Raw genomic sequence first — 10,696 nt, forward strand, 5'->3', positions numbered from 1 at the left:
CGGCCTCGACGGCGGCCGAGTTGGGCTTGACGGTGATGACCGGGGTGCCCTTGGCGACACGGGACTTGGTGGTGAAGGAGGCGGCGAACACCGACTGCGGTCGGCGCGGCGGACGACGACGATGTGAGGCGGGCCGTGCCTCGGCCCCCGACTCGACGAGCCGTCGTGCGAGTTCGTCGGCCGAGGGCCCATAGCTCGGTTTACGCCTTTCGAACGTGGGCTCGCAGGGCTTGCGAGTTCCGGGTTCTTCCTGGAAGAGAACTCGGCCCCCGCCACTGACCGGTCCGAGCCGACGGCGCTCAGGCGGCGAGAGCCTGGCGCGGGAGGCCTGTCTTGAGTCGGGGGCGAGTCACTGCACGAGTTCGGTTGCTTTCCCCTGCCCGCTCGGCATGCGGGAATCCGTCATCGTCAGTCTCGCGCAGAGGTAGGAGAAACCGCGGTGCCGCGATGTCTTGAACAGCGCGACGAGCGACATGACGGCCAGGACGGTGGCAGGGCCGGAGAACGAGTCGAAGTGGTTGAGGAGCAGGAAGCCGCCGACGCCCGTCAGGCCCTGTACCAGCCTCGCCCTCACCTCTGGCCGGCGGCCGTCAGCGGTGGTCGCCTGCAACCTGACGATGCGCTGCCCGAGACTGGCCCCGCTGCCTGCCAGGGAGAATCCGACCGTGAGCACGAGCCACGGCATCCAGAACCCGACACGTTCGACGGTCACGTCGACGAAGAAGTCCGAGTACGGAGGCGCGCCGTCGGCGGAGAGGCCTCCTTGCCAGATCCACATCAGCGCCGCGCAGGCGGCGACCGTCGGCACATACAGGAACCCGAAGCTCATCAGGTCGCACACGGACGCCAGCAGCCGCCTGCGCCAGGTGATAGGGCGCGGCGCTCCCGGTTCGGCGTGGACCCGCTGGCCGGGCACGGCACTGAGCAGTGGGGCGGCCAGCGCGCCGATCAGACCTCCCAGGCCGTTCGCGATCAGGTCGTCGACGTGGAACAGCCGGTACGGACACGGGTAGATGAACCAGTCTCCGGTCAGTTGTGTCGTCTCGATCAGCAGTGACACAGCCAGGCCGACGGCCGCGGTGACGGGCACACTACGCCGGAACATGTACCGGACGAACATGCCCAAGGGGATGAAGAGCGCCACGTTCAGCAGTACTTGCGCCAAGGCCGGGTTGTGCAGCATCGCCATGAGGCCCTTGCCGTTGGCGGACCTTCCCATGTCGTGCAGGAAATGGAAGGGGATCAGTTGTGGCCGACGGACACCGATGACGGCACAGAAATCTGGCCTGAGGCGCGGGAACGGGGCGAACACGTAGAAGAACAGTGCCAGGCCGTAGAGAGGCCCGGCGAATGCCAATGCCATGTTGCCCAGGCCCAGTTCGCCGCGTCGCCGGTACCGCACGGCTATGTAGGGAACGAACAGCACCAGCGCGGCCACGGACATCAGCAGGGCAGCCCATATGGCCGGCTCCACCCTGTTGTTCATGAACGGAGTCCTCTCAGCGTCGCAGCCCTGGTCGGCGTCGGCGCGCGAAAAGCGGAATGGATCAGTACAGGCGCAGCGCGCCGACGGCGGCCAGCAACACGCAGATGCTCAGGTTCAGGACCCGGTGCGACAGGAAGACGGCCACGAACTCGCGGATCGTCGCGCTGGGCCAGAAGTAACGGGCTGTCGGCGCGCCGATGACCTGTGCCTCGACTTTCTCCCTGCGAGCGATCTGGGCGGCACGCAGGACGTGGAAGTTGTTGGTCACCACCAACGCCCGGTAGTCCCTTGTGCGGTTCTGCATCAGTGTCTTGCTGAACCGCAGGTTCTCCTGAGTGGTGCGGGACTTGTCCTCGATGAGGATCCGGTCGGCCGGCACGCCGCGCGCGATGAGGTAGTCGGCCATCGCCCGTGCCTCGGGGAGGTCCTCATCCGGCCCCTGGCCGCCGGACGTCAACAGCATCGTCTCCCGGCCCTTGGCCCGCTGGGCGTCGAACGCGGCGCGTCCCCGGTCCAGTCGGCCGGCCAGCAGCGGAGGGACCCGCGAACCTCCGATGAGCCCGGAACCGAGCACCAGGACGAAGTCGACGGCGTGCCGGTGCCGGATCCTGCCGTAGACGAACGAGTAGAGCAGAAAGTACACGAACACCGGAACCGGGGACACCGCCGCACCCTCCCGCCGCGGACGGAGGCGGACCGCGCGCACACGTTCCTGACAGGGCCCAGGTCGACCGGGCGGGTAGGTCGCCCGGTCCTCCAGGTACTCCTGTGGCATCGCGGCCCGGCTGCGGCGGGCGAACGGCAAGGCCCGTTCGTCGGCCGCCTCGCGGCAGATCGGTCCCGAGCCCGGAGCATCGAGATCAGTGCCCGCACACATTCCGGTACGGGATGTCCGGGGCGTACGTCCGCCACTGCGCCCGCGTCAGTGTTCCGCTCACCCTGGCGCACACCCGCTCGGCCACCTGCTCCGGATCGATGACGTACGGCTTGAGGGGGACGTGGCGCCCGGCCACGTACACCGTGCCGCTGTCCTCGCTGAACGCCATGGAGGCGATTTCCTCGCCCGGCGTCGGCAGGGCCCCGCCCAACGGCTGTTGCGTCGCGACATCCCACAACTGGAGCGTTCCCGAACTGCCCCCCACCGCGAGGCTCTGGCCGTCGGGGCTGAGCGCCAGTGCCCCGACGCCCTCCGGGGAGTCACCGAACCGGGACGGGAAGACATTTCGCAGCACCCCGGCCCTGTGCCTCAGGTCGCCGTCCCACAGTGCGACCCGGCCCGTCGAGTCGCCCGCCGCCAACTGTGAGCCGTCCGCACTGAAGGCGAGGCCGCTGATCCGATCGCCCTGGACGAGATCCTTCCCGGTCATCGAACCCTTCGGGGCTCGGGCGAAGCGGTTGTCACCGACCAGCAGCCCCCCGTCGGTGCGAACGGCAAGGCCGCTGCTGGTCAGACCGGTCACCACGGAGACGCGGCGACGGCTCTGCGTGTCCCACACCTCCCCCTGCCACCCCTTGTCGCTCAAGCCGCCGCCGGTGGGGGCACGCACGGCGTACAGGTCCGGGCCGCCGGGGCCCAGAGAGAGGTCGGTGACCGATCCGGCCGGGTCGGCGACAGCCAGGTCCAGCACGTCCCGAGCCCTGTTGCGGCGCAGGTCCCAGATCGTGATCCGCTGCGAGACCACCTCCAGGCCCGGCGCCGAGACGCCGGACGCGAGCAGTCTCCCGTCCGTGCTGAACGCCATCAGGGCTTCCGTGTCGTCGGGGACGACAGGATCCAAGCCTTCGGGAGCGACGGGGGACGGCGGAGAGGGCAGCGTCCGGCTGACGTGCCCGCCGCCGGTGCCACTCAGTTGGAAGCGGTGACCGGCGGCCGTTCGTTCGGCGGTGACGAGGGTGCGGCCGTCCGGGGCGAGCCGGGCGCCCGACAGCTCACCGGCTTGCCAGGCCGGCGTCACCGCCGCCGTCACGTCCAGGGAGTGGACGGTGCCGCCCTCCAGATAGCGCAGGACGGGGTGCGTGGGATCCCAGGCGAACGCGCCGGACACGTACTGGTTGTTGAGGAAGTGGCGGAACACCGGGGTCTCGGGGGACGACAGCCGCCACACCTTGATCTCCGCGCCGTCGGTCACCGCCAGGAACTTCCCGTCCCTGCTGAAGGCGGTGTACTGGACGCCCGGGGCGGTGATGTCGGCCAGCAGATGTCCCGAGCGTGTGTCCCAGACCCGGATGCCGGACAGCGAGGCGGCCGCCAACAGCCCGCCGTGGCCCAACACCAGTGCCGACCGGTTGTCGGCCCGGATGCCGGCCCCGAGGCCGGCTGTCCGCTCGCCGCCGCCGGGGGAGGGCCACGCGTCGTTGTCGTCGCACACGTCCTGGTCGTCCGCCCAGTCGCCGGGCAGAACGCGGTGCCGGACGGTGTCCCACACCTGCGGTGCCGCGCTCCGGCCGCCGGTGGGGCAGAGGGCCACCGTACGGGTGTCGGGGGACAGGACCGCGCGGGCGGCAGCCGGGCTCTCGAACTGTTTCCTGCCGTCGGTGAGGGAGTACAGGTGGGCCCGTCGATCGCCGGTGCCGGTCACCAGCAGGGCACCGTCGCCGAAAGCGACGTCGGAGTACGCCGACGACAACCCCCCTGTGGCCCAGTGCCCGGTGGTCGTGTCCCACAACCGGATGCCGTCCCGCTCGTTCAGCGCGATCACCTTCGCGTCGGAGGAAACCCCGACCACCTGGTCGCCGTCGGCCGGAAGTCGGCCCGAGCCGACGCGGCGGCGCGTCGCCACGTCGTACGTCCGCCACGCGCGGTCCTCGACACTCAGCAGGGTGCGGCCGGACGAGGTGAGGAAGCGACGGGGACTGTCGCCGGCGGCAGGGTCGGTGAAGTTGTCCTGTTCGGGCTGGGCGAGGGCGCCGAGGAGAGCCCGGCGGGACTCGGGGAGCGGCGAGACGCGCCAGGCGGCGACACCCAGCAGCATCGCGGTGCGCGGGTCGGTGGTGCGCAGGGAGTCGGCGACGGCGGCGATGCGACGGGCGGCTGTGTCGGTGCGCTGTCTCTCATTGCCGCGGTGCTGGTCCAGCGCGGCCAGACCGACCAGCAGAGCCACCGCCAGGACGGCCGACAGAGCGGTCACCAGCGCCCGGGATCTTCGGGCGGTACGCGCCGCGGACCGCTGCTCCGCTTCCCAGGCCTCCAGCGAGGCGATGAGGAACTCCCGCTCCGGCACGGTGAGCGCGCCGTCGTCGTCCCCGAACAACTCCTCCGCCCGCGCCAGCCTGCTGCCTCGATACAGTCCGCCCGGATCACGATCGTGCTCCGACCAGGCGCGGGCGGCATCGGTCAACCGCCGGTGGTCACGTAACCGTTCGCGGTCCTCACCCAGCCAGCAGGACAACCGCGGCCAACAGGTGATCAGGGCCTCGTGGGCGAGCTGGAGACCGTCCTCGTCGGTGATCAGGAGCCGGGCGCGAGCCAGCCGTTCGACCACCTCCGGGACGTTCGGGTTGGTCCACTCGGCCAGATCGGCGCGGGCCAGCGGGCGCCGGGTGTCCGGGGTGCCCCGGCCCGGCTCGACGAGCCGCGACAGCAGTTGGCGGGCGGTGCGTGCCTGCTCCTGCGTCAGCTGCTCGTACATTTTCTCCGCCGTCGCCGCGATCGCGCCGTGCACTCCGCCGGCTGCCTGGTAGGCGTCCAGGGTGAGGACCTGCCCCTTGCGCCGCCACCAGGTCTCCAGCAGCGCGTGGGAGAGCATCGGCAGTCCCCCGGGCTGGTCGACCACCTCCTCGACGATCCGCGCGGTCAGCTCCCGCTCCACCATCAGTCCGACGGACTGCGCGGGCTTGGTCACCGCTTCACGCAGTTCGTCGGCCGTCATCGATCCCAGCAGCAGTCCGGCACAGGACAGCGCGTCCGCCAGGCCCCGGTGCTCGGAGCAGCGGGCGTAGAAGTCGGCCCGTACGGTGATCAGGACCCGCAGCCGACCGGCCGGGTTTCGGGCGGCGAGCAACAGGTCGATGAAGCGGGTCCGTTCCTCACGGTCCCTGCACAGAGTGAAGGTCTCCTCGAACTGGTCGACCACCACCCAGCTGTCCGGCTCGCCCTCGGCGGGGGCCAGCAGGTGCCCGTACGTCTGTGCGGGTCGAGTGCCCGGGGTGAGCACACGCAGTACCGCCGGACGGCTCCGGCGGGCGATCTCCTCGCGCAGGACGGGGACCAGTCCGGCCCTGAGCAGCGAGGACTTTCCGCTGCCGGACCCACCGAACAGCACCGCGAACCGGTGATCACACACCAACCGGTGGAGTTGCTCGACCATCCGGTCCCGACCGAAGAACAGATGCCGGTCGTCCGGTTCGAAGCGCGCCAGGCCCCGATACGGCGCCGGGGCGTCCGCCGGCTCCTCGCGCAGCGCCTCGGCGGCTTCCGCCTCCGCCTCCTTCCAGCGGGGCGCCCACTCCGCCGGGTCGCCGCCGCACGCCTTGACGTACTCCTGGACGACGGCGAGCGAGGGTAACCGTTCGCCGGCCGCAGCCTGGGACAGCGTCGACGCGGAGAACCCGGCCCGCTCCGCCATGCGCCGGTAGGAGGGGCTGCCCGCCGCTCTACGCACCCCGCGGAGCTCATGGGCAAGCCGGGCTATGGGACCGGTCGTCGGGTCCAGGGTTCTTTCGGGGCGCCCCATGAGCACCTACTCCCTCCCGCACCGTCGGCGAGCCGATCAAGGCTGCGACCATACGACACGAAAGACCTCGGAAACACACGTCCTCGTGACGTATCGGCGGATGCAGGGCCAACGGAGGTGTGCCACCGGACAGGTGGCCACGATGCACAGGGTCCCTTTCGTCGTGCCGATGCCCGGACCGGCGTTCCGACGCGTCCGGAGGAATTGATTGGCTCCGGCCGGAGGGGCTTTCAATCAACTCTTCGCTCTCCAGTCTCGGTTGCGACCCACCGGATTCCCTGCGCGGACAGCGCCAGGGTCCCGGCAGACCGAGCACCTGGAGAGAACTCGTATGTCCCAGACAGCCAAGGTCAGGAAAACCCGCTTCCTCAGGTCCGCGCTCGTCACCGGCAGTGTCGCCGCACTGACGCTCGGACTGGCCGGCAACGCCCACGCCGACGGGATCAGGCCTCTTCCGTACCTGGGCGCCGTTGCCCCGAAGCAGGAGATGTTCCAGCCGCTCTTCGACTACGACTCGGACGGCTGCTACCCGGCGCCCGCCGTCGACGCGAGCGGCAACCTCAACGGCGGTCTCAAGAACTCCGGGTCGATCACAGGTGGGTGCCAGACCGGCCACCTCGGCAACGCCAACACCTACTCGCGGGCCAAGTGCGACAAGGGCACCGGCTGGTGCGGCATCGTCTACGCCCTGTACTTCGAGAAGGATCAGGTCGTCGCCGGCGCCGACGCCTTCGGGCACCGGCACGACTGGGAAGCCGCCGTGGTCTGGTACCACGGCAACGACGAGTGGCCCAGCTATGTGTCCGTCTCCGCCCACGGGGACTACACCACCAAGCGGTTCAACGACGTGGAGCGGGTGGGCAAGCGCTTCAAGGTCGTCTATCACAAGGACGGCGGCAGCACGCACGCCTTCCGCTTCGCCAAGTTCCAGGAGCAGGCGGAGGCCTGGGGCCCCGACAACTGGGACCGCCCGAACCTGGTCCCCTACGACAGCCTGTGGGGCACGAACAGGACGGCCTGGACCGCGCTGGCGAACTCCGACTGGGGCAAAGCCAACTTCCCGCTCCAGGACAAGGGCGACCGCTTCCGCAACACCCTGAACAAGGCCAAGCCGTCCGACATCGGCTTCAACGCCTGGAGCTGACACCCGGACCGACCGCCGTCCACGACCCGTCGAGCCGTACGGGGCTGGTGGCGAGATTTCGCGAGGGGGGTTCGCAGACGGAGTCGGCGACCCCCCTCGCCAAGATCCGCGAAAGGGCGAGGTTGAAATCGAGGCTGAAGCAGAATGTCCCGGCCGAAAGGCGTTCCGTCCGGCGGGGAGGTAGACCGACCGGCGGCGATCTCCGCGCGCAGGAAGTCGCCCATCCCGGCGAACCTTCCGGCCACCGGTTCCAGAGCCTTCGCCCAGCCCTCTTCGACGATTTCGTGCAACGGTCGTGGTGCCGCGGCGTCACCCTCCTGCCGTAACGGCCATGACGATCAACCGGCGGTCGCCAGTTGATCGAACATGACCTTACGATGCCGAACGGGCCCGTCCGCAGGGCGACTTGACGGACAGCAGCGACCGTGCGCGGACGGCGACGGCGACCCCCTGCGGCCGCTCAGCCGACGACCGTCGCGCGCACGCACAGCACGTCCGGCAGATGGGCCGACAACTGCCGCCAGCTGTCGCCGTCGTCGGCGGAGGCGTACACCTCGCCGTTGCGGTTGCCGAAGTAGACGCCCGCCGGGTCCGCGTCGTCCGTGCACATCGCGTCGCGCAGCACCGTGCCGTAGTGGTCGTCCGTCGGCAGGCCCGCCGCCAGCGGCTCCCAGCTCTTCCCCGCGTCGGCCGTGCGGAAGACCCGGCAGCGGTGGTCGGCCGGAACACGGTCCGCGTCGGCGTTGATCGGGAAGACGTAGGCGGTGTCCCCGCGGTGCGGATGGGCGACGGCGGCGAAACCGAACGTGGAGGGCAGCCCGGCGCCGATGTCCTCCCAGTGCGCTCCCGCGTCGTCGCTGCGGTACACGCCCCAGTGGTTCTGGAGGTACAGCCGGTCGGGGGTCGTCGCGTCCCGGGTCACCTTGTGCACGCACTGGCCGAACTCCGGGTCCGGGTCCGGCAGGAACACGGCCGAGACACCGGAGTTGGAGGGCGACCAGCTGGCCCCGCCGTCCTCGGTGCGGAACACTCCCGCGGCGGAGACGGCCACGGTCATCGCGCGCTGATCGCGCCGGTCGGTGAGGATCGTGTGCAGTCCCTCGCCGCCGCCGCCCGGGGCCCACCTGTCGCGCGTCGGGTGCTCCCACAGGGGCCGGACCAGCTCGAAGGTCTCACCCCGGTCCTCGGAGCGGTACAACGCGGCCGGTTCCGTGCCCGCGTACACCACGTCCGGTTCGGCGGCCGACGGGTGCAGCTGCCACACCCGCTCCAGCGAGGCCCCGGTGTCCTTGGGGAACCTGACCGCGGGCCGGGCGGGTTCGGTCCAGGTGCGTCCGAGGTCGTCGGAGTGGAAGACGGAGGGGCCCCAGTGGGCGCTGTCGCCGCCGACCAGCAGCCGGGGTGTGTCCGAACGGGTGTCGATGGCGACCGCGTAGATCGCCTGCGCGTTGAAGTACGGCGTCTCGTCGAACTCCCAGGCGCCTCCCCGCCGCCGCCCGATGAACAGTCCCTTGCGTGTGCCCACGGTGAGCAGTACCTCAGCCATCTCGGCCACCTCCCGGACATCGTCGTCCCAGTCACCGGCCAGTCTGCACCCCACCACTGACAGTCACCCCTCGGAACGGCTCCGCCGCAGGTCAGCGGGTGTGTGAGCGGATGCGGGACGGGCCGGGGCCGATCAGAACGGGCGGGGGTGACCCACATCGCATGAGCAGGGCGGGGGCCGCCGCCGTATGGGAGAGCGGTCCGGCAGTCCTGCGTGTGCGAGGGAGGGTGCCCCCGATGGTGGCATTCCGTGGTCCGAAGGTGTGGCTGTGGCGATGGCGGCGCAACCCGCTCAGAAGGCGCAGCGACCGGCTGGAGTCCTGGGTCGTGCTGATCGCCTGGGCGCTGACGCTGTTCGGCGGGGTGGCCGCGGGCTTCATGGCCGCCGACTCCGTGGAGTCCGGCCTCGCCCGGCAGCGCGCCGAGTGGCGTCCGGTCGGCGCGGTCCTCACGGAGGACGCGCCCGAGCCGTCCAGCCGGAGCGGTACGGCCACGGAGAAGGTGTGGGCGAAGGTCCGCTGGACCGCGCCGGACGGCTCCGGGCAGGAGGGGCAGGCCCGGGTCGACCCCGCCAGTCTGATGGGAGCGCGGGTCACCGTCTGGACGGACGCCGAGGGCCTGCTGGTGACCAAGCCCGCCAGTGAGTCGCAGGCCCGGTTGCGTGCCGGGCTCGTGGGCGGTCTCGCGGGTCTGTTCGTGGCGGCCGTGCCCTTCGTGGGCGGTCGGCTCGTGCGTGGCCGTATGGAACGGCGGCGGATGGACCAGTGGGACGAGGAGTGGGAGCGGATCGGCCCGCTCTGGGAACGCAAGATCTGGTGAGGACGGGCGGGGCGTGAACGTGACGGCGATCGTCCCGCGCGAAGGCCGACGGCCGGACGAGGCCCGTGGGGGGAGGCTCCGTCCGGCCGCCGGGGGACTCACCGGTGGATGACGAGCGGGGTCACCGGTAGGTGATGTCCGAGGTGGAGTACTTGCAGTTGGTGCTGTCGGGGCCAGTCCCGACGGGGGAGTTGTTGTTGTACTTCTGGCAAGGGATGACCTTGCGGCCGCTGTCGTTGAGGATCGTGATGCCCCGCAGGGTCGCCACGTCGCCGCGGTTGACGTTGATGCCGACCAGGCGCGCGGTGGAGCCCGTCCCCGTCACCTCGATGTTGCTGAGGTTCACCTTGCGGGTGTACTGCGTCGAGCAGTCGCCGCAGGAGCGGTACAGCGTCTTGAAGTCGCTGACCGCGAAGTTGGAGATGTTCAGGGTGCCGGGCCCGTTGTGCTGGAAGACCTTGTCGGCCGCCTTCTTGGCGCCGCCGCCGGTCACCGTGTAGGTGGAGCCGCCGCGGAAGGTCGCCGCGTCCTCGCCGACGTCCTCCCACCAGACGTTCTGCAGGGTGCAGTTGCCCTCGCAGTGGATGCCGTCGGCGCCGGGCGCGCCGATGATGACGTTCTTCAGCGTCGCGCCGGCCGCGAGCTTGAAGATCGGGTCCTGGCCCTCCTCCTGGCCGTCCCCGGCCAGCTCGCCGCTGCCGTAGTAGCGCACCATGCCGCCGTCCCGGGTGCCGGACACCGAGATGGTGGAGGACACCGGCTGACTGCCCTTGGCGGACGGCCAGGTGGCGGCGTTCGCCGGAGTGGCCCCGCTAGTCATGATCATGCCAAACGAGAGGCTGAACGCGGCGAACGTGCCGGTCAGCGCGCGCGTGCGGGCACGCGGACGTGCTGCAGAAGTCATGTCCCGATTCCTTCTGTTGTCCGAGCGGATGGGGGGTTGGCGGGTTCTCAGAGTTTCCCGGCGCCCGCTCCCGACGTCACCGACGCGACGACGGAGGAGGCGGGCTGGGGGGTGTAGCCGTAGGG

At 70.5% G+C, this 10,696-nt stretch carries 7 protein-coding genes and 2 pseudogenes; 2 read left to right on the forward strand and 7 right to left on the reverse strand.

Translation table 11 applies throughout. The annotated features are described in order from the left end of the window. From P1P70_RS32550 to P1P70_RS32565, 4 genes and pseudogenes are all read right to left on the reverse strand, one after another. Positions 1-109, reverse strand: a pseudogene (locus tag P1P70_RS32550) (electron transfer flavoprotein subunit alpha/FixB family protein); the annotation flags it as partial. Positions 110-349: 240 nt separating this feature from the next. Then, complete coding sequence (locus tag P1P70_RS32555) at positions 350-1,444, reverse strand: VanZ family protein (RefSeq protein ID WP_319244209.1); 1,095 nt, start codon at positions 1,442-1,444, stop codon at positions 350-352. Between the two features lie 103 nt (positions 1,445-1,547). After that, positions 1,548-2,150: a YdcF family protein gene (locus P1P70_RS32560; protein WP_319244203.1), complete on the reverse strand. Its 603-nt coding sequence runs from the start codon at positions 2,148-2,150 to the stop codon at positions 1,548-1,550. Positions 2,151-2,346: 196 nt separating this feature from the next. Further along, complete coding sequence (locus tag P1P70_RS32565) at positions 2,347-6,159, reverse strand: hypothetical protein (RefSeq protein ID WP_319244204.1); 3,813 nt, start codon at positions 6,157-6,159, stop codon at positions 2,347-2,349. Between the two features lie 331 nt (positions 6,160-6,490). Between P1P70_RS32565 and P1P70_RS32570 the strand changes: the two genes are divergently transcribed. Then, positions 6,491-7,303 carry an NPP1 family protein gene (locus P1P70_RS32570; protein WP_319244205.1) on the forward strand — a complete coding sequence of 271 codons (813 nt, stop codon included), beginning with the start codon at positions 6,491-6,493 and terminating at the stop codon, positions 7,301-7,303. A 114-nt stretch (positions 7,304-7,417) separates the two neighbouring features. Here P1P70_RS32570 and P1P70_RS32575 read toward each other — a convergent pair. Further along, positions 7,418-7,593 (reverse strand): annotated as a pseudogene (locus tag P1P70_RS32575) (uracil-DNA glycosylase); the annotation flags it as partial. A 170-nt stretch (positions 7,594-7,763) separates the two neighbouring features. After that, positions 7,764-8,849, reverse strand: a complete 1,086-nt coding sequence (locus P1P70_RS32580) for an exo-alpha-sialidase (RefSeq protein ID WP_319244206.1) — start codon at positions 8,847-8,849, stop codon at positions 7,764-7,766. Positions 8,850-9,085: 236 nt separating this feature from the next. Between P1P70_RS32580 and P1P70_RS32585 the strand changes: the two genes are divergently transcribed. Then, a complete protein-coding gene (locus P1P70_RS32585) occupies positions 9,086-9,667 on the forward strand; it encodes a hypothetical protein (RefSeq protein WP_319244207.1) in 582 nt (193 codons plus the stop codon). Positions 9,668-9,788: 121 nt separating this feature from the next. Here P1P70_RS32585 and P1P70_RS32590 read toward each other — a convergent pair whose 3' ends face one another. Further along, positions 9,789-10,571 carry a pectate lyase gene (locus P1P70_RS32590; protein WP_319244208.1) on the reverse strand — a complete coding sequence of 261 codons (783 nt, stop codon included), beginning with the start codon at positions 10,569-10,571 and terminating at the stop codon, positions 9,789-9,791. Positions 10,572-10,696: the final 125 nt, after the last annotated feature.

The sequence above is a fragment of the Streptomyces sp. MB09-02B genome (assembly GCF_033794485.1).
Taxonomy (GTDB): Bacteria; Actinomycetota; Actinomycetes; order Streptomycetales; family Streptomycetaceae; genus Streptomyces.